The following is a 22264-nucleotide window of genomic DNA, read 5'->3' on the forward strand; positions in this document are numbered from 1 at the left end:
TTTAATAAGCCTAAATATCTTGACAGCTAAACGCTTCTGCCATACCGACAACAACCCGACGCGAACCAGAAAATGGCGTGCGTCCGTGCGCGGCTAGCATATTATCTAACAGCAAGACATCTCCTTCTTCCCAAGGGAAAACAATCGTTTCTTGCTGATAGCAGCGACGAATTTCGTCTAATATACAATCTTCAATGGGCGAGCCATCGCCGTAATAAGCATTGCGGGGTAAATCTTCCTCTTTAAAAGAAGTTAAAAGCTCTTTGCGAACGGCGGGTTCGAGATTGGAAATGTGGAAGAGGTGAGCTTGATTAAACCACACCATTTCCTGCGTTTGTGGGTGCCCAGCGACAGCTTGACATATTTGCCGAGTTCTCAAGCGTGAAGCGAAGCTATCCCGAAGGGAATCGCCACTTTTCCATTCTAGCTCAATTCCCGCTTTTTTGCAATACTCTTCTACCTCAATTTTGCTATCAGTATTAAAGACATTTTGCCAGGGCAAATCTACGCCACCGCCGTAATTTCGCACATACATAACCTTTTTTGTGGCAAACTTTTCTCTAATCTTTGAATCCAGGCTTTCAAACACTTTGCGGCTATTAGCGATCGGGGTTTCTCCTCCCTGTTCGGCTTTCTTGACGCAGAAAAAAGCGATTTTCAGTGGCCAATTTCTAGAATAAGCCATTTCATTGTGCAGTGGGATGAATTGCTCAGCAGGATACTCGGTGGAAGTGTAGATATTTCCGCTCACCTGACTGCGCGGAGTTGAGCGAAAAGAATATTCCAACAAGTCGCCCGCAAGAGTTTGAATAAACTGCTCGAAACCATTCACCCCGCCCACTTCAAAGCCTCGAAAAAGTATTCCTCCATGCTTCCATAACTGCATTTCAATTGATGAGCGATTGTTCGCAGCCCAACCCGCGAGATTTAATTTTTCTACTGTTGGCTGAACCACTAGAGGTAGAAAGTTTTCGGGCTGGAGGTAGGCGGTTTTGACTAATTCCTCTGAGGATAGGCTGACGGCTTTGCGCCTAACCGATCCTAACTTTTGGGAATTGAGATTCTTTGTTTCTGTATTTGTCATAATTTTTGCTTTGGTGAAAAATTTATCCCTTTTTCCCGAAAAAACCTGAGAGATTGAAATTAAATCCGTTAGCATCGGAACTATTCATCTCTCTGTTCTCTTCCTCTGCGTTCTCTGCGTACTCTGCGGTTTAATCATTCCAATGCAACCGGAATTGATATGAGCCATCATTTTCAACTTTTCATAACTTTGCGTTTAGCCATTTTTAATTTTTGAATTCCCGAAAGATGAATTAGTTTTTGCTGTTCGATTTGGTGCTGCCTTTCTGCTTCGGCAAGAATTTCTGCCAAGTCGTCGATTCTGATATCTGGCTGGATGACTACCTGGTTGAGGAGGATTTGAAAACCTCTCACCATTCGGGCAATAGTCGCAGCCTCAAATAAGTCTGTTTTGTACTCAAATAAGCCTTGAATTCCTTCTGAAGCCTCCCAGAGAGTGAGGCTTAAGTCGTGTCTCGACATACCGACATCGAATTCCAGAATGCTCAAGGTCAAACCAGCTAACTCCAAGGGTGGCATGGGCGCATTCTGGAGTACAAACCACACTTGAAACAGCGGGTTATAGCTGAGATTTCGCTCCGGCTGCAATTCCTCCACGAGCTTTTCAAAAGGAACATCCGGGTGAGCGTAAGCTGCTAACGCTACCTCGCGTGTTCGACCGAGTAGTTCGCGGAAAGTTGGATTACCTGCGGTGTCAATTCGCAGCACTAAAGTATTGACAAAAAATCCAATTATTTCCTCTAATTCAATGCGGTTGCGATTGGCAATGGGAGAGCCAATAGCGAGGTTATCCTGCTTTATTTGGCTGGATAGCAAGGATTGAAATACTGCCAAGAATGTCATAAATAGGGTGACATCTTGTTGCTGGGCGAGCGTTTTCAGCCTTTCATTTAAAGACGCAGAAATCACAAAAGATTGCTGCGATCCTTGGAAAGTTTGCACGGGAGAGCGCTGCCGATCAGTTGACAGTACAGCTAAACCGCCTCCCAATTGCTGTTTCCAATAAGCGAGCTGTTTTTCTAATTTCTCTCCCTGGAAATGCTGCCGCTGCCAACTGGCGAAGTCGGCATACTGCACGGGAAGTTCAGGCAACCCAGAGGGTTTGTCAGTGGAAAAAGCTTCATAAAGTGCGGCTACTTCTCGCACCAACACGCCCATAGACCAACCATCAGAAATAATGTGGTGTATCGTCAGCAGCAACACATATTCTGCCGAACCAAGTTGCAGCAAAGTGCCCCGCAGTAAGGGATCTCGCGTTAAGTCAAAGGGGCGTTGGGCTTCTTCAAGAGTACGCTGCTCAATTTCAGCTTGCTGCTCAGTTTCTGGTAAATGTTGCAAGTTTACCACCGACAAAGCGAAATTCAAGGAAGGAGAAATCAGTTGGACAGGTTCCCCGTCCACTTCTGCAAAAGCAGTCCGTAAAACTTCGTGACGCCGGACAATTTCATTGAGTGTTTGTTGCAGTGCCGACAAATTCAATTGCCCTTGCAACCGCACAGCAGCAGGAAGGTTGTAGGCAGGGTTTTCTGGAGACAATCGATCGAGAAACCACAGCCGTTGCTGGGCAAAAGAAAGGGGAGCAGAATTTTGCTGCGATCGCCTGGGAATACGCTTAGATTGCTCAGCCTGTACTGCCTCTTTGCCTAATGCTTTGAGGAGGAGCGATCGCTTCTGGGGCGAGAGGTTTTTTAGTCGTTCTGAACGATTAGTAGACATCATAATTCACTTCCTCGCAGTGGTCGCTGTTTGTGATAGTTAAGGAAAGCTTTGCTGCTATTTTTAGCTGGTCGTTTAAAACAACGTTGATATCTGCTTCAGTGGTGAGGGGGTTGGCAAGGACGACTCGAAAAGCAACAATGGGAATGGTTTTGCCATAACAGGTGTTTTGCACGGTTGTTCGCGATACGAAGGTGTGACCGGCTTGCCGCTGGGCCTCCTGAAGGCGCTCGTTAAATTCATTAATGAAGTGGTAGTCTGCTTCTGTTAGTTGTTTTTTGGCTGCTTTTTCCCTGAATTTTTCTGGAATGTAGCGGTATAAAAGAATATTAATTTCTGGTTCTAGCAGCAATTCAAATGCTGGATTTTCCCGAATTAAATTAGCCAAGTGCTGCGTTTTATGGATGCCTGCATCTATCAAAAACTCATAGCCTTGATGGCCGATGATATTTAAGGCGGCTTGCAAGAACAAACTCGCACCCGATCGAGAGCCTTCGAGAGAGCGTTTCCCTAGATCGATCGAGTCTTTTCGCACCGTGTAGGGTGCGTTTTTTTCAATAACTTTGGCGGTTTGGGGATTGCGGAATAAAACCATACCGATTCCCATTGGCAAATACATTTGTTTGTGTCCATCTATGGTGACGGAATCTGCTAGTTGAATGCCTGCTAATTTGTGTCGGTGACGTTGGGAAAAAAGCACGGGGCCGCCCCACGCGGCATCGACGTGAAAGTGAGCGTTTGCTTCTTGCGCGATCGCGGCTATTTCTGGAAGCGGATCGATACTTCCCGAATCGGTGCTGCCTGCAATACCGATAATTGCCAGAATGTGCAGGTTGCGATCGCGACATTCGGCTACAGTTTGGCGCAGCGCTGCCAAATCCATCCTGTGATTGGAATCGGTGGGGATTTTTAGGAGATTGCGATCGCCAATGCCTAATAAACCGGCAGCCTTTTCAAAAGAATAGTGCATCAAACTCGAACCGATTATCACCATTCCCTTGTAGCCGTAAAACTCTAAAGCTGCGTACAAGCCTTCTTTTTCAATGCCACCAAAGTTATTTTTTGGCCCTAAAGAAGCGTTGCGAGCGCACCACAAAGCTGTGATATTAGCTAGGGTGCCACCCGTTGTCATGATACCGAGCGTGCTGTCACTTTTTTGAATGTGCTGGTTATAAAAATCCTCAGAAAAATCGTAAATTAATCGGTGCATCATTGCCAAAGTCTGGCGCTCGCAGGGGCTTAAAACTTTGGCAGTTTCCATCTTGACTAAATTTTGATTCATCGCGGTTAACAGCTTCGCGATCGGGCGCACAAAATAGGGAAGTGCGCTCGTCATGTGACCGATATATCGGGGGGAAGATGTGTGAATGGAATGAGCAACGAGGGTTTGGGTCAAATCATCGATATAATTCCCAACATCTGTAGGAAGGGCGGGAATTTTGTTTTCCCTAAACTGCTGAATAATTAACTCTAAGTCAATATCTGTACTAGCGGTTTTTGCGTACAAAAAGTCTTGAACTAGGGCCGAAATTCGCTCCTCCATTGCTTCTTCGGCCAAAAATGACTTTTCTGAGGCACTGAATAGCTCCATTAACTTTTCTTCAAGTGGGGTAACAGAGGCTTTTAAGGGCTGCATTACATCTTGAGACTCTTTGGCTTTTACTGTTAGTTTACTCATCCCGAATCAATCCTGTTAAATGGGCTTTTTGTCTATCCTATTTTCCACCGAAGCCTTAAGGGTAATATCATGTCCGAGCGACTGACCGCAATACCCAAGGAGAGAGGGGCGGGTTTCCAGAATCTCCGATTTGTGTTGGAAATTAGGGCGAACCCGCCCCTACAGGAACCTTGGTTAATTGACCGGACATGATATAAAAGGACTTTTTGTGCTTTTTTAGCAACCCGATCTTTACTCAATTAGCATCACAGTTTGTGCTGACTCTCCATCACTCTTTTCTAAGAGATCGAGCAATTTATCTATCTGGTTAGCATCGGCATTTACCAGAATTTCTTCCTCGATTAGTTCAGCTAAATTCTGAAGGGTGGGAGCAGCAAAAAAATCGCACATTGCTAACTCTACCCCAAAGCACGATCGCACTCGCGATATTAACTGTGTTGCCATCAGAGAGTGACCGCCGAGGTCAAAAAAGTTTTGGTTAATTCCTACTTTTTCTAGCCCTAAAATAGCAGTCCAAATCTCAGCAATTTTCTCCTCTGTAGGCGTTTGTGGCTCAGTGAAGGCTGTTTCATCAGAAACGTAATCGCACCTTTGACATAAGGCGAGACGGTCAATTTTTCCGTTGGGCGTTAGCGGCAGCGCATCTAATAGCACAAAAGCTGAAGGCACCATGTAATCGGGCAGTTTGTGCTTCAAGAATAAACGCAGTTCGGAAATAAGTTCTGGGTGCGGATTTCTGAACTCTGAGTTAGGAACTAGGTAAGCGACTAGGCGTTGACTGCCCGGTGCATTTTCCTGAAGCAAAACAGCAGCGGTGGATACAGAAGAATGTTGAGAAAGTGCTGCCTCTATTTCTCCTAGCTCAATGCGGAAACCGCGCATTTTTACTTGGCAATCGCCACGACCCAGAAATTCTATATTACCATCCGGCAGGTAACAACCGATATCGCCTGTTTTGAACAAAACTTTTTGATGATAATTACCGAGAAAATCTAATTTTTGTTGCCCAAACGGGTTAGAAATGAATTTCTCCGAGGTTAATTCCGGGCGGTTTAAGTAGCCCTGTGCCAATCCATCGCCGCCGACGTAAATCTCGCCGGGAACTCCGATCGGAACGGGTTGCAAATTGCGATCGAGCAGATAAATTTGCGTGTTGGCGATCGGGCGACCGATTGGAACTTTCTCGACACAGTGAGTTGCATTGTACCACGTCACGTCTGCAGCTACTTCCGAAGAGCCATAAAGATTGATTAATACCCGCTGGGGCATCTGCTCTCGAAATTGCTGGCAAAGTTCGAGCGGCAGAGTTTCTCCGCTGCAAATCCAATATTGTAATTGAGGCAAACGCCTGTCTAAATCAGGGAAGGAATCTAAGATAGCGCGCAACAAAGAAGGAACCAGCACCAGTCGAGTTACATTTTGCTTTGATAAGGTTTGAAGGAATTGGTTAATATCTTTGACGGAGCGATCGGGAATAATGACAGTGGGCAACCCATGCAGCAAAGGAGCAAATATTTCCCAAACCGAATCGACAAAATTTAAGGACGTTTTTTGACCGCAAATATCTGCTTCGCTAAAAGGGTAGGGGTTCCAAAAACAGCGATTGACTGTGCCTCGGTGGGTGCCGAGTACGCCTTTGGGAGTGCCTGTCGAGCCGGAAGTGTAGAGGACGTAAGCGAGGTTTTCAGCTTCCACTTTAACAGCGGGGTTGCGATCGCTCTCGCGGGAAATTTCCTGCCATTCGGCGTCGATACAGACGACTTTAGCGCTGTGTTCGGGGAGGGTTTCTAGGAGGTTTTTTTGAGTCAAAAGCACCGGAACTTTTGCGTCGGCTAGCATAAAGGAGCGGCGTTCTTGGGGATAAGCAGGATCGATAGGAACGTAAGCGGCACCGACTTTTAAAATGCCCAAAATGGCCACCAGCATCGACAGCGATCGCTCTAAGCAAATTCCCACCAAAACTTCGGGTTTTACACCAAGAGATTGCAGGTAATGCGCGATTTGATTGGCTTTGGCATTCAATTCGCGGTAAGTCAATTGTTCATTTTCGCAAATTGCAGCCACTGCATCTGGGGTTCGCTCTGTTTGCGCTGCAAATAATTCGTGAATTGAGGAATTTTTGGGGTAATCCGCTTGGGTGTCGTTCCACTGGACAAGTAATTGCTGGCGTTCGGCGGCGCTCAATAGGGGCAATTCTGACAGTTTCCGCTCAGGATTGGCAGTCATTTCCTCTAGTAAAGTTTGCAGGTGTCCGAGCATCCGTGCGATAGCAGCGTCTTCAAAGAGGTTGCTATTGTAACCAATTTTCAGCGTCAATTCCGCACCGGGCATTGCCATCACCGTTAGAGGATAATTCGTTGTTTCCAAGGAGCGAATATTCTCTATTTTTAAGTTTTGAATCTTCTCCTGCAAAGAAGCATCCGAAGGATAATTTTCAAAAACGACCAAACTCTCAAATAGAGGTAAACTCCGAGGAACTTCGCTCCACCCCTGCACCTCAACGAGGGGGCTGTACTCATACTGCCTCGCCTCAACTTGTTGCGCTTGGAGTTCTTTCAAGCAGGATAAAATAGAATCCTTTGGGTCAATTTTTACGCGCACTGGCAGAGGATTTACGAACAGTCCCACTACCGATTCAGCACCCATTAACTCTGGCGGTCGCCCGGAGACAACCGTACCAAAAACCACATCTTCCTCGCCGCTGTATCGGCTCAAAAGTAGCGCCCAAGCTGCCTGTACGAGGGTATTTAATGTTAGCTGATGCTGCCGCGCGGCAGATTGCAGTGCGGCGGTGGCTGTTGCAGAAAATATCACCTGCTGTTCGCCACTACTTTCTAAACGGTTTCCCGCGACAATATTGCCCCGGCCGATCGCAGTTGGAGCTGCAAAACCTTTGAGAGTTTGCCGCCAAAATGACTCAGCCGCCGATAAATCTTGCTGGTGCAGCCAGGCGATGTAATCCCGATAAGGGCGAGGGCGTTTGAGGTGCAATTCCTCGCCCTGGGAGAAGGCTTGATAAAAACCAAAAACTTCATCAAGAACGATCGCCAGCGACCACCCATCTAAAACTAAGTGGTGGTGGCTCAAAATAAACTGAAAAGTATCTGTTTCTAACTGCGCCAGTGCAATGCGAATTAAGGGAGCTGATTTCAAGTCAAAGCCCTGCTCGCGATCGGCTTTTAGGAACGTTTCTAGCTGCTGTTGTTGTGCGGATGCCGAGAGCGATCGCCAGTCCATCTGCTGCCAAGATAATGCAGCCTGCTTACGCACCGCTTGCACGGGTTCTTTCAACTTTTCCCACACGAAACAAGTCCGCAAAATGGGATGTCGCTCTACAACATTTTGCCAACTATTTCTCAACGCAGAAACATTGAGATCGCCGCGCAAGACGCACAGCAGTTGCCCGAAATATACGCCCGATTCTGGCTGGTAGAGGGAATGAAAGAGAATGCCCTGCTGCGCTGGAGAGAGGGGATAAAAATCTTCGATATTGCCTTTGCTCATCTTACAGCTCTCCCAAAATTGCGGTAATGTTGTCTAAATCGTCCTGGCCCCACTGACTCCACTTAAACTCTGCAAAGTCAGAAGGAGTGCAGCCGCCGGCGTCGGGGGACTGACAGTATTGAATTAGCGATCGCAGCGATTCTATAAAGCCCGTTGCCAAATTTTCAATGCTTTCTCGTCGGTGAATGTTTTCGCTGTACGTCCAATCTAATTGCAGCTTGTTGCTGGTAATAAATCCGTTAATTTCCAGTAGGTAACGCCGATTTCCGCGCGGGCTGCGGATGGGGCCACTAGGCTCGGAGGACAGCATTAATAAAGAAGATTTCGGCAGCACTTGGTCAAACTGTCCGAGATAATTAAAGCTTACCTCAGCTTGCGGCAATTTGTGCAGTTTTTTAGAAATTTCTGGGTTTAAATATCGTAGGACACCGCAGCCAACACCGCGATTTGGCACTGCGCGTAATTGCTCTTTCACTGATTTGAGGGCAGACCCTAGATCCGAATGTTTTTCTAAATTAAACAGGACGGGGAAAACTGCTGTAAACCAGCCGATTGTGCGCGACAAATCTACTCCTTCAAATATATCTTCGCGCCCGTGACCTTCTAAGTCCAGTAAAAGTGAGTTATTGCCTGTCCAGCTTTCAAATGCTTGAGCTAAAGCAGTTAGCAATACATCATTAATTTGAGTGCGGTAAGCGGCAGGTACTTCTTGTAAGAGCAGTTTGGTTTCTTCCAGACTCAAAGCAACGGATACTGTCTTTTCAGATGCAACTAAATTAGCTGCATTTGGATAATCGACTGGCAAGGGAGAAGTTGGTTGGTGAGAAAGGGCGAGCCAGTAATCGAACTCTGCTTGCAATTCGGGCGATCGCGCCCAGTCATGCAAACGTTCTGCCCACTGCTTAAATGAGGTTGTTTTGGGCGGTAGCGCGACTGTTTCGTCGCGGCTAATTTGCTCATAAGCTGTCTGGAAATCCTCAATTAAAATTCGCCACGAAACCCCATCAACCGCTAAGTGATGAATGGCAAATAACAAGCGATTTGGCTGATGTTTGCCCAAGTCAAATAGGGCAGCGCGAAGTAATGGCCCCTCTGACAAATTCAAACTGGCTTGCAACTGAGTGGCGGCGGTTTGGAAAGCGGCTTCTCGTTCCTCTGGAGGTAGCGACGACAAATCAATGCAGGTAAACGGAGCAATCTCGTCGGGATTGGCGAGATCCTGCTGCCAGCCAGATTCTCCTGGCGCAAAACGCAGGCGCAGCGCGTCGTGGTGCTTCAGCAATTCCTGCAAAACTGACTCAATTAATGCAGGTTCGAGAGGTTGCCGCAACTCTAAAAGCACCGCCTGATTCCAGTGGTGTAAATCGGAGAGATTTTGCTCGAAAAACCAGTGCTGAATCGGCGTCAGAGGAACGTCGCCAATGATTAATCCCTGTTCCGATTTTTGGGTCTGATCTGTATCGGCGACGGTGGCTAACTGTGCAATAGTTTGGTGCTGAAACAGTTGTTTTGGTGTAAGTCGCAACCCCGCTTGATTGGCTTTAGAAATGACTTGAATGCTGAGGATAGAATCGCCGCCCAATTCAAAGAAATTGTCGTCAATTCCCACTTGTTCTAACCCCAATACTTGCGCCCAAATTTCGGCCAGGATTTTCTCAATAGCTGTGCTTGGGGCGGCGAATGCCTCTTCGAGTTCTGGCCGATCGCGATCCGGTGCGGGAAGTGCTTGGCGATCGACTTTGCCGTTGTTTGTTAAAGGCAGCGCCTCCAGCGTCACGAACACAGCAGGCACCATATATTCCGGCAATTTTTCTTTCAGAAAGCAGCGCAGTTCGTGAATCAGTATTGAATGCTTATTTTGTGCTGCTGAGTTAGCAATGATATAAGCTACCAAGCGCTTATCGCCCGGTACATCTTCTCGCACTACAACCACAGCCTGGGCGACATCTGGATGCTGTCCTAGCGCTGCTTCAATTTCTCCTAATTCGATGCGAAAACCGCGCACTTTTACTTGGTGGTCAATTCGTCCCAAGTATTGAATATCGCCATTTGGCAGATAGCGAGCTAAGTCTCCAGATTTGTACAGCCGCGCTTTCAAACTGTCATTAAAAGGGTTGGGAATAAACCGATCGGCCGTTAATTCTGGCTGATTGAGATAGCCCCGCGCGACGCCAGCACCGCCAACGTAAATTTCTCCGGGGATGCCGATCGGAACGGGTTGGGAGTTGCGATCGAGCAGGTAAACTTGCAAGTCAGGAATTGAACGGCCAATAAGGCTGGCATTTTTACTTAAATCAGCGGCAGTCAGCGGTCGATACGTGACGTGGACAGTTGTTTCTGTAATGCCATACATATTGACAAGTTGGGGGTGCCGATCGCCGTGCCGATCGAACCAAGGTTTTAAGCTTTGCAAGTCTAAAGCTTCCCCGCCAAAAATTACTAAGCGCAGGCTTAAATCTTCGCCAATTCCGGCAGATTCTTCTGTCTTTATCAACTGGTAAAATGCAGAAGGAGTCTGGTTGAGAACTGTGACTCGTTCTTTGCATAGCAAGCTGTAAAAATCTTGGGGCGATCGGCTGACTGAATAAGGCACGATCGCGAGTCGCCCGCCGTAGAGTAAAGCGCCCCAAATTTCCCAGACTGAGAAGTCAAAAGCATAGGAGTGAAACAGCGTCCACACATCTTGGTCGTTGAAGTTGTACCACGACTGGGTAGCAGCAAACAGGCGGACGACGTTGGAGTGAGGAACTAAAACGCCTTTGGGGATGCCAGTTGAGCCAGAAGTGTAGATGATATAGGCGAGATTTTCGGCAGTGGTGCCGCTGGCGGGATTTTCTTTGCTGTGTTGGGACAAAGCACTTTTATCCGCATCGATGCCAACGATTTTGGCGCTGCATTTGGGAAGGGTTTGCAACAACTTTTCCTCAGTCAGCAGTACATTTACCTGCGCGTCTTCGAGTATAAAAGCAAGGCGATCGCGAGGGTTGGCAGGATCTAGCGGAACGTAAGCGCCCCCGGCTTTTAAAGTTCCGAGAATGCCGACGATCGTATCGAGCGATCGCTCGACACAAATTCCCACCAAAACTTCTGGTTTTACACCTAGTTTTTGCAGGTAATGCGCGAGTTGGTTCGCTCGTTCATTCAGTTCGCGGTAGGTGAGTTTTTGGTCTTCAAATACGACTGCAATGGCATCGGGAGTTCGAGCGACCTGCGCTTCAAATAATTGATGAATGCAGCGATCGCTCGAATAATCGGCGCGGGTGTCATTCCACTCTACTAATAACTGATGCCGCTCTTTTTCCCCCAGCAACGGTAGCTCTTCAATCTGGCTATCTGGATTGGCTGTTATTCCCTCCAGTAAAACTATAAAATGCTCCGCCATCCGATTGATTGTGGCTGCATCAAATAAATCTGTGCTGTATTCAAACTGACCGCTAATTTCTTCCTGCTTTTCTTCTAAATACAGCGTTAAGTCAACTTTTGCTGTCTGATTCTCAACATCTAAAAGAGTGAGATTGAGTCCGGCGATTGATTCCGCTGCAACAGGTGCAGTTTGCAAAACAAAAGCAACTTGGAACAGTGGATTGTAGCTCAAATTTCGCTCTGGTTGCAACTCTTCAACCAGTTTCTCAAACGGCAAATCCTGGTGAGCGTAAGCTTCTAAACTCACCTCCCGAATGCGATCGAGCAACTGCCGAAAAGTGCGATCGCCTGACAAATCAGTTCGCAATACCAAAGTATTGACAAAAAACCCGATTAGCCTTTGAATTTCCGCTCTGTTGCGGTTGGCAATGGGAGAGCCAACGGGGATATCTGCCTGTCCTGTATAGCGGTAGAGCAGCGTTTTAAAGGCTGCTAGCTGCGTCATAAACAGGGTGGCATTTTCCTGGCGGCTGAGCTTTTTGAGGGCTGCCGTTAGCGTTTTCGGGATGAGGAATGATTCTTTCGCGCCCCGATAGGTTTGCACCGGAGGACGGGGGCGATCGGCTGGCAATTCCAGCAAGGGGGGAAGGCCACTAAGCTGCTTTTTCCAGTAGTTAAGTTGAGTTTGCAAGCGTGAAGCGCAGCTATCCCGCAGGGAATCGCCCGCAAGCCATTCCCGCTGCCAAATAGCAAAATCGGCGTACTGTATAGAAAGTTCGGGAAGTGGGGATGGTTTGCCAATCAAAAACGCTTCGTAAAGTGCTGCTAATTCTTGCAGAAAGACTCCGATTGACCAGCCATCAAAAATAATGTGGTGTAGCGTCAGCAGCAAGACATATTCCTCAGCATCTAACTGTAGCAAACTAGCTCGCAACAGCGGCCCTTTGGTTAGGTCAAAAGGTTTGCTAGCTTCTTCTGCAGCCAGTTGTTTTACTTTTTCTTCTCGCTCAGTTTCCGCCAATTGTTGCAGGTCTAAAACTTGCAGCCCGAAATTAAAATTCTCACCAACCACCTGCACGGGTTGACCGTCTACAGTGGCAAATGTCGTCCGCAAAGCTTCGTGACGGCGCACAATTTCCTTGAAACTTAGCTCTAGCACTACTACATTTAGCCTGCCTTTTAGTAACACAGCCGCCGGAAGGTTGTAAAAAGGGTTTTCCGGTTCAAATTGGTCAATAAACCACAGTCTTTGCTGGGCAAAAGAGGTGGGAAATGCAAATACTTCTTCTTCGGAAGCATTCGCCGAGTCGCGAGTATCTGTTGGAGGTTTTTCGGAAAAATGCACCGTCATGGGATTTTAGATTTTAGATTTTAGATTTTGGATTGACCCCACGGATCGAGTCTCTTTCTTGAGGATTTTAGATTTGAGATTTTGGATTGATTCCACGGATAAATCAGGGGGCTTGTACCATCAAGAAATTCTCGGTCATGGGATTGGTAACTGATAATTGGGAATTGGCAATTGGGAATAGAGGATTGCAGCCGATAATTGGGGATTACTTATGGGAGATCGGCCGATCGCCCGCGACTCATCACTTATTGCAAAGAGGATAGCGACCTCCGGTATGCCGATCGCGAAACAGGCGCGATCGCGGGTTCTTCAACGGCCACATTTTTGTTTTTGGCATCATTAATATTTTCTGCAAGTACGGCGAGCGATCGTCCTGCAAAAATATCGCACAAAGGCAATTCTATCTGACAAGATTCTCGTATTTTTGCTGCTAATTGAATTGCCAGCAGCGAATTTCCTCCGAGTTCAAAAAAGTTATCGGCAATGCTTAACTGTTCGATGCCGAGAACCTCACAGCAAATTCTCGCTAACATTGCCTCAATAGGGGTGCGTGGTGCCACAAAAATCTTTGCTTTTTGAATCGCCGCATCCGGTTCAGGCAGAGCCTTGCGGTTAACTTTGCCGTTCGCCGACAGCGGCAGCGCGTCCAGAATTATAAATGCAGAAGGCACCATATAATCGGGCAGCTTTTCACTCAGAAATTGTCGCAATTCTTCAACCGCCGGGGCAGCGTTTTGTTGTGGAACGATATATGCTACTAAGCGCTTTTGACTGTGATTTTCTCCGAATGCGGTGACAATGGATGCTTTGACTGCTGGGTGCTCGTTCAAAGCAGCTTCAATTTCTCCGGCTTCGATGCGGAATCCTCGAATTTTAAGGCGGAAATCTTCTCGCCCTAAAAATTCGATATTGCCGTCAGGGAGGAAGCGCCCTAAATCTCCCGTTCGGTACAAACGATCGCCCGTGACGGGGTGCGTGAGGCAACTGGCGCGAGTTTTTTCTTCATTCCGCCAGTATCCTTTTGTCAGTCCAACTCCGGCACAGCACATCTCGCCGGCAACCCAGACGGGACAGTCTTCTAGCCTTTCATTCAAAATGTAATAACGTGTATTGGCGATCGGCGATCCGTAGGGAATGCTTTTCCAAGAAGGGTCAACAGTTTCTACCGGATACCAGATGTTCCAAAGGGTAGTTTCGGTTGGCCCGCCGACGCTGACAACGCGGCATCCTTTGCCGATCGCCCTTAACCTCTGGGGCAGTGTTACTGGAATCCAGTCTCCACCGAGAAACGCCCAGCGCAAGCACTCTGGCAACACCTCAGAACGTCCGCCAGCGTAATCGAGCAGCATTTCCATCATCGGGGGAACCGAGTTCCAAATGGTGACGCGCTCTTTTACCATCAATTGAGTCCAGTGAGCGGGGTCTAGCCGTTGTGCGGCATCGGGAATGACGATCGCTCCTCCGGCTGCTAGGATGCCGAAGATATCGTAAACGGACATATCGTGGTGCAGTGCGGTGACTGCGATCGCGCGATCGCACTCGGCCACATTAAACACTTGGTTGGTCTGAGCGATCGCATTGACTGCACCTCGGTGGGCGATCGCCACGCCTTTCGGCAAGCCAGTTGAGCCGGAAGTATAAATCACATAAGCTAAATCTTCCGCTTCCTGCACTGATTCCAAAGCTTCGCCGCTTTCTGTTGCTAATTCCTCAGTATCAAGACAAATTCGCCGCACATTTTCCGGCCATTCCAAGCGTTGATTTAACTGAGATTGCGTCAAAACAATCTCAACTTCGCCATTTTCCAGCAAATACCACAGCCGTTCTTTTGGCAGCGCCGCATCTACGGGCAAATAAGCGGCTCCAGAGGCTAGAATGCCCAGCACAGCGACGATTTGCTCCCACCCTTTCTCCATGACGACGGCAACCAACTGGTTAGGGCGAGCTCCCAGCTTTCGCAAGCAATGACCGACTTGATTCGATCGCCGATAGAGTTCCTCGTAGGTGAGGGTACGATCGCGCGTAATGATGGCTGGTTCGTGCGATCGCAAGGCGACTTTCTCAGCAAACAATTCGTGCAGCAATCCATCGGGAATGGGTGCCTCAATGCTGTTAGTAAAGGCTTGCTGAAACTGCACCGTTTTCTGCCAAGTTTCCTCTTCATTGGCGAGGCGTTGCAATAGGCGACAGTAGGCATCAAACATCTCATCGATCAGTCCTTGCGGGAAGAGTTCTTCCACCGCATCCCAGCTAAAAGACAGCCCTTGGGCGGTTTCGGTAAATTGCGCGTCTATCCAAACTTGCGGAGTTTGACCAATAATGTGCACCAATTCTCCCAATTCTTGAATGAGAGAAAAGATAGAGGAATCTTCCCCAGGCGCGTTTTGCGGATCGATCGTAAACACGACTGGCATTAGCGCTGCGGTTGTACCTTGCGCTTGAGCGAGTTCTCGCAAAACGCGCACCCCGCTGACATATTGGTGATCTAAATCTTGCCAAAGCTGTTCTTGCAATCGCTTGGCTCGTACTTCAAAACTCTCTCGCTTGGAGTTATCTATTTCTAGCAAAGTAAACGAGGCAAATTCTCCGATAATTTCCTCAACTTGAGGATGCAGGGGAAGGCGATTGAAGCGCGGCACGTTGAGGGTAAACCGAGGCGTTTTGCTCCACAGAGACAGAACCTCCGCATAGGCGGCGAGCAATAAACCCGTAGGAGTGAGGCTGGCGCGAGCTGTGCGCGTTTTGAGGCGCTGCCAAGTTGAGAAATCTAAGCGATCGCTCCAGCGTTTAAATCGCGGCTGCGTTAAGGAATTCGGCTGTTTGGCGAGGGGCAATTCCGGCGCTGGTGGCAGGGTTTTGAGGCGAGTTCGCCAGTAATCTAAGGATTGCTGAAAGAGTGGGGAGTTTTCTAAGGCGATCGCGGCTAACACGCAGTCGCGGAAAGACAGTTGCAAGGGCGCGTGAAGCGGAGCTATCCCGTAGGGAATCGCAGTATTGGGATTGCGGTAAAACTTTACCAAATCGCCAAACAAAATTTGAAAGCTCCAGCCGTCTATGCACAAGGCGTCAATGCTTATGTGGAGCCGGATGCGGCGATCACTTATTTGCGAAGCGCAAATCTCAAACAGCGGCCAGCGATCGAGCGGCAGCACTTGGTGAGAAAGGCGATCGCGGATTGCTTCGAGTTTTTCGCCGGCAACCTCTGGATCGAGCGATCGCAAATCCAAAACCTCAATTTTATAAGCGGGCACGTTTTCCAGAATTTGCTGCTGTCCGTTCGGAAGTACGATCGCCCGCAGCATATCGTGACGATCTACAACTCGCTGCCACGCGAGGCTAAATCGCTCTAAATCTAACTCGTCGCTCTCAATTTCTACATAGCCGTGAATGGCAACATTGCCCATTTCAAAGAAGCTATTTCTGCCGATCCAGTACGCCTGCTGCATTTCGTTGAGCGGAAATGGTTGGTAGCGATTTTGAGGATCGGGGGCGATTGTCGGCAGTAATTTAATAGGTTGTTGATCTGGCTCGCTTTTAGTTTCCGCGATCGTCGCTGCTAGACTAGCGACTGTGGGGGATTGAAACAGACAGCGCAGCGATAGCTCGACTTGAAAGCGATCGCGCACCTTGGCAATCAGTTGAGTTGCCAGCAAAGAGTGACCTCCCAACTCAAAGAAATTGTCATTAATTCCCACTTGTTTTAAGCCGAGAACCTCAGCCCAAATATCAGTTAATACTTGTTCTTCTAAAGTCTCAGGAGCGATAAAATCTGCCTCTAAACTGTTGGTTTCCGGCGCGGGAAGTGCCTTAAAATCTACCTTGCCGTTTGGCGTTAATGGCATCGATTCTAAAAACATGAAACTGGCAGGCACCATATAATCTGGCAGTTGGTTCCGGAGAAAAGAACGCAGATTTTTAATCAGTGCAGAGTTCCCTATGCTGACTGCTGAGTTTAAAACGAGGTAGGCGATTAAGCGCTTTCCGCCTGAATCTTCCTCGCGCGCGAGAATGACTGCTTCTTGCACGTCTGGATGTTGGCTGAGTGCGGATTCGATTTCTCCTAACTCAATGCGAAAACCGCGAATTTTCACTTGGCGATCCGTGCGATCGAGAAATTCTAAATTGCCGTCGGGGAGATAGCGGACTAAATCGCCTGTTTTGTAAAGGCGATCGCCTTGCACGTTGCTAAAAATATCGGGAATAAATTTTTCTCGATTCAGATCCGAACGGTTGATATATCCTCTGGAAACGCCCGCACCTCCGATATATAGTTCGCCGGGAATTCCGATGGGAACGGGTTGCAAGTTAGCATCGAGTACATAGGTGCGGGTATTGGGAATTGGGCGTCCGATCGGCAAGGTTTTTGGGGAGTTTTTAACCGCAGAGGGCGCAGAGGGCGCAGAGGGGAGAGAGTTGCACCACGTGGCGACAATTGTTGTTTCTGTGGGGCCGTAAGTATTGACAAGTCGTACTTTTTCTGAAACGCACTTTTGCCACTGATTCAGGGATGCTGAAAGTGCGGTTTCTCCGCCAATAATTGTCAAGCGCACTGAGGGGGGAAATTCTGCTTTTTCGGCGCTGAGTCTGGCAGTTAATTCGCGCCAGTAAGCTGTGGGCAAATCCAATACAGTTATTTCCCACTCCCGGCATTTTTGCAGGAAGGAAGAAATGCTGTCTAACATGGAATTTCCGCGCAGTACCAATGTTGCGCCTCGCGTTAAACAGGGATAGATTTCTTCGGCGCTGGCGTCGAAGCTGAGGGAAGCAAATTGGAGAATGCGATCGCCTGGTTCGATGCCATATTCGACACTTGCAGCCTGCGTATAATTCGCCAAAGATTGATGCTGCACCATCACTCCCTTTGGCTTGCCGGTTGACCCGGATGTATATATGATATAAGCTAGGTTTTCTGGCCCAACGGCGCTCTCAGGATTTGACTTATTTTGTTGAGCGATCGTCTGCCATTCTGCATCCAAGCAAATCACAGAAATATTATTTTGGGCTGGCGTTTCTGCTTTTAATTCTGCTTGCGTTAGCAGTACCTTAACTCCAGCGTCTTCTAACATGAAAGCGAGGCGTTCTTTAGCATAGATTGGATCGAGGGGCAAATAAGCACCGCCTGCTTTTAATATGCCTAAAATTCCGACGATCGCATCGAGCGATCGCTCAATATAAACGCCGACAATCGCATCGGGTTTTACGCCGAAAGAGTGCAAGTAATGGGCAAGTTGATTCGCGCGATCGTTCAGTTCTCGATAAGTCAAACTTTGGCATTCAAATCGCACCGCAACCGCATCTGGTGTTTTCGCAGCCTGCGCTTCAAACAAACGGTGAACGCACTCATTTTGGAAGTAATTTACCCCAGTATTATTCCACTCAAATAGAAGTTGCTGGCGTTCTGCTTCTGCAAGCATGGGCAAATCTGACAGTCGTGCGGAGGGATTCGCAACGATGCCTTCTAATAAGTTCTGAAAGTGCCTCGCCATTCGCGCAATTGTAGCCGATTCAAATAAGTCTAGGCTGTACTCAAACCAGCCTCTAATACCTGTTGCTGTGGCTTTTAATTCCAGGGTTAAATCGAAATTTGCTGTCCCGCTGTGAATCTGTTGGCAGTTCAGGCTTAAACCTGGCAATTCTAAGGCGAATTCGGAGGCACTTTGAAAGGCAAACATCACCTGAAATAAAGGCGAGTGACTTAAATCTCGGTTCGGCTGCAATTCTTCTACCAACTTCTCAAACGGTACATCTTGATGCGCGTAAGCACCTAATGCAACCTCTCGCACTCGATTCAGCAACTCTCGAAAAGTAGGATTTCCGGTTAAGTCAGATCGCAGGACTAAAGTATTGACGAAAAATCCAATTAATGATTCGGTTTGGCTGCTGTTGCGGCTGGCAATTGGTGAACCGACGAGGATATCTTCTTGCCCCGTGTAGCCGTAAAGCAGTGTATTGAAGGCTGCCAGCAATGTCATAAATACAGTGGTTTTTTCGCGGCGACTCAATTGCCTAATTGCCTCGGTTAAGCGCTCTGGCAATTCAAATAATTGCCGACCTCCCTTGTAACTTTGAACAGCGGGACGAGAAAAGTCTGTTGGTAAATTTAGGACCGCTGCGCTGCCACTTAACTGCTGCTTCCAGTAAGTAAGTTGAGTTTCTAATATTTCTCCCTGCATTTGTTGGCGCTGCCAAGTTGCAAAGTCTGCATACTGAATTGGCAGCGGTGGAAGCGCGGCTAAATTCTTATTATAAAATCCTTCATAAAATGCCGCTAGTTCCCGTAAAAACACGCCCAGAGACCAACCATCGAAAATGATATGGTGGGCGGATAAAAGCAGGGTATGTTCTGTTTCAGATAAACGTAGAAGTTTGGCACGGAGCAGATTTGCTTGAGTTAAATTAAAGGGAAACTCGGCTTCTTCCGCAGACAGTTTTTGCGCTTCTTTCTCGCGTTCTGCAGGGGGGAGATGGCTCAAATCTATCAGCTGTAGTGGGAAAGTTTTCGCATCGAAAATAACTTGTATCTGTTCTTTATCCCCACCAGCAAACGCAGTTCTTAAAATCTCGTGCCGCTCGATAATTTTCTCAATACTTTGCCTGAGTGTTTCTGCATTGAGTTGTCCTGTAATCCGAATTGCACCGCAGAGGTTATAGAATGGGTTTCCGGGTTCCAATTGGTCAAAGAACCACAAGCGCTCTTGGGCAAAAGACAGGGGGATGTTTTGTAGGCGAGAAACTGGCCTTGGGGCGACTGCTTTGGTATTTCCTGTCAGTTGCTCTAGAATTTGCACTGCCAGTCGAGCAATGCTCCTATCTTCAAACAAATCGGCAACCGATACAGTAACGCCCAAGGCGCTCTCTATTTGATTTTTTAACTCAAAAATTCTTAAAGAATCTAGTCCAAAGCTACTGAGTGGTCGATCGATTTCAGTCGGCTTTAGCCGACTTTGGCTATTAGCCGGGGAATTCATTCCCCGGCGGTTTACCTGCTGCCAAAGGTAAGCCTCAAGCAGCGGCTGCCGTTCTTCTAACTCGGCTTTCAGCAGAATCTCTCGCGTGAGCTGATTGTCTATTTCAACCGAATCAGCTAACTCTAAAACGCTACTGGCGACCACTTCCAAATTGTCAGCTAGAAAGTCAGCATAGGCGGCGCGACGTTGAATTTTACCGCTAGTCGTTTTCGGAATGCTTCCCGGCTTAATCAGCACTACTCCATAAACTTGCACTTCATATTCTTGAGCAATGCTAGAGCGGATGGCGCTGATAATTTCCTCGGCATGATCCGGCGCTTTGCGAGATTGTAATTCTGGCACGATAACGAGCTGTTCTTCGCCTGCGACTTCCACCGAGAATGCGGCGATCGCCCCTGGCCGCAAACTGGGATGGCTGCGCTCTGCTGTTCTTTCTATATCTTGGGGGTAAAGATTGCGACCTCGGATGATAATCAAATCTTTGAGTCGCCCTGTAATAAACAGTTCTCGATCGCGTAAAAAGCCTAAATCTCCTGTTCGCAAAAATGGCCCTTCATTCGTATCTGAAAGATATGCTTGAAAGGTTTTTTCTGTTTCTTCTGGGCGATTCCAATAGCCTCGCGCCACTGTTTCGCCAGCTACCCAAATTTCTCCGACTTCTTGCGGCTGGCATTGTGTCAGAGTTTCGGGATTGACGATCGCAACTTTAGTGCCAAATTCAGGGAAACCGCAGCCGACTAAAGTTCTCGCGCCACCATCGCCTTCGACAACTTCTACAATGTGATTATTTTCTAGCGCCCCAGCGTCAACAGGTAAGAAAGTCGGTGTTGCCCCGCTGCGAACCGTGGCAATTTTTAGCGTAGTTTCTGCCATTCCGTAAGCAGGACAAAAGGCATCCGCCTGAAAACCGCAGGGCTCAAAAGCTTTGGTAAATCGCTCTAGGGTTTCTTTGTGGATTGGTTCTGCGCCGTTATAAGCCACGCGCCAACTACTCAAGTCGAGCCTTTTTTGGTCATCGCCCAAAATTTCGCGCTGCATAATAGCGGGATGATTTTGATTGTTTTGTGGGATGGGCGTCCCGCCCGTCCCGTGTATTTTCACAGCAGGCCCGACGCCTACCCCACAATAATCATCCTCAAATTGTGCTAGCAAGATTTTGCTGATTTTGCTAGCACACAAGTCGTAAGCAAAATTTGGCCCGCCGCTGTGGGTAGCTTTGTAGCGCGAAATCGCTTCCAACCAGCACATCGGGTTCTGAATAAACGCCGCTGGCGGCATGAAGTAAGAGGGAATTCCCAGATACAAAGGTTTGAGCAATCCGTCAATTAACCCCATGTCGTGAAAGGGTGGGAGCCACGTTACGGCAACGCTTTCGGCATCGTGATCAAAGCCTCGGTGAATGTATTCGATGTTGTACAAAACGTTGGCGTGGCTCACCATGACGCCTTTGGGGGTGGAGGTTGAGCCAGAAGTGTACTGAAGATAAGCCACGGAGTCGGGATGGATGGATGGCTGCTGCCACTTTTCGCCGTCATCGGCAAGCGCCTCTGCTGTCAGCCAGCGCATCGCTTTGAGTTCCGGCGCTTGCTCGCATAGCTGCTCTAAATTTTCCAGGTGTCGCGCGGGTGCGATCGCAACTGTTGCTCCTGCGTCTTTGGCGATCGCGCTAATTTTCGCTAAATTCCGTTTCAGCTTCGGTGGATAGAGGGGAACCGCGATCACTTTGGCGTACAAGCATCCAAAAAAGGCGGCGAGATAGTCCAATCCTGGCGGGAAAAGCAGTAAGGCTCGTTCGCCAGTGACTCCCAATGTCTGAAGTCGCACCGCGTGCGATCGGGCGATCGCATCTAACTCTCGATAAGTCAAACTGGCGGTTTCAGTTTTTCCGTCTAACAGAAATGTATATTTCTGCTCTGGTTGGTGTAGTGCTCTGTTTTGTAGGAGTTCTACTAAATTCGTACAACTTTCGGTGAGTTGGTTTCCCTTAATGCTTGCGTGACTCATCGATTCTTTTTACCTAATAAATCTTGTTTGCAGTACGCCAACCAGTGCCGCCAAATTCTTTTCACATAAACTTTCTGTGAATAGCTTTCGGACGTTACGAGTCTCCCATCAGCGCGTTTGAGTCTTCAATTCGGGTATTAGCGCTTGTTTTCACGTTTTGTTGTCGATCGGGCTGTTCGGCAAGGGCTCCGGGGCGGTTTCAGTCTGAGCCAGCTTCGATATCAGCTTCAGGGGCTTTACGGCTATCGACTTTTAGCATAGTAGGCTAGATGATATTTATTGTCAAGAGTAGTTGAGATAATTTCTTGACTCCTATCAGTGCCTATATGACAATCTTTTCTAACTCTTGCCATAGCATTTTAGGTGATGGTTTGTCTAGCTCTGACAAGGAACCATAATATGCAAGTGGTGTCCAACTAGATAGAGGGGTGAGACCCCCTATCTTAAAATGCAATAAGTTTTCATTAGTTAACTCTTGACAGATGCAAGTGCTCTGTTATCTAATTAAGGCACTTTCTCAATAAGCGCCCAGGAACTACTTCCTTTAACCGAGGAAAGAGCTACCCGTGGTCGATCATCCAGAGCGCCACCTGACTC

6 protein-coding genes are annotated in these 22264 nt (G+C 47.9%); all 6 read right to left on the reverse strand.

The window, feature by feature from the left end; translation table 11 throughout:
- Nucleotides 1–10 precede the first annotated feature (10 nt).
- Nucleotides 11–1084 carry a TauD/TfdA family dioxygenase gene (locus QUB24_RS12875; protein WP_333153542.1) on the reverse strand — a complete coding sequence of 358 codons (1074 nt, stop codon included), beginning with the start codon at nt 1082–1084 and terminating at the stop codon, nt 11–13.
- Nucleotides 1085–1257: 173 nt separating this feature from the next.
- Nucleotides 1258–2802: a condensation domain-containing protein gene (locus tag QUB24_RS12880; RefSeq protein ID WP_333153543.1), complete on the reverse strand. Its 1545-nt coding sequence runs from the start codon at nt 2800–2802 to the stop codon at nt 1258–1260.
- A complete protein-coding gene (gene panP / locus QUB24_RS12885; RefSeq protein WP_333153544.1) occupies nt 2789–4477 on the reverse strand; it encodes a pyridoxal-dependent aspartate 1-decarboxylase PanP in 1689 nt (562 codons plus the stop codon). Before panP ends, QUB24_RS12880 begins: the two co-directional genes overlap by 14 nt.
- 231 nt (nt 4478–4708) lie before the next feature.
- Complete coding sequence (locus QUB24_RS12890) at nt 4709–7981, reverse strand: amino acid adenylation domain-containing protein (protein WP_333153545.1); 3273 nt, start codon at nt 7979–7981, stop codon at nt 4709–4711.
- A 1-nt stretch (nt 7982) separates the two neighbouring features.
- Complete coding sequence (locus tag QUB24_RS12895; RefSeq protein ID WP_333153546.1) at nt 7983–12695, reverse strand: amino acid adenylation domain-containing protein; 4713 nt, start codon at nt 12693–12695, stop codon at nt 7983–7985.
- A gap of 245 nt (nt 12696–12940) precedes the next feature.
- Nucleotides 12941–21667 carry an amino acid adenylation domain-containing protein gene (locus QUB24_RS12900; protein WP_333153547.1) on the reverse strand — a complete coding sequence of 2909 codons (8727 nt, stop codon included), beginning with the start codon at nt 21665–21667 and terminating at the stop codon, nt 12941–12943.
- Nucleotides 21668–22264 lie beyond the last annotated feature (597 nt).

Source organism: Microcoleus sp. B9-D4 (assembly GCF_036705105.1).
Lineage (GTDB): Bacteria > Cyanobacteriota > Cyanobacteriia > Cyanobacteriales > Microcoleaceae > Microcoleus.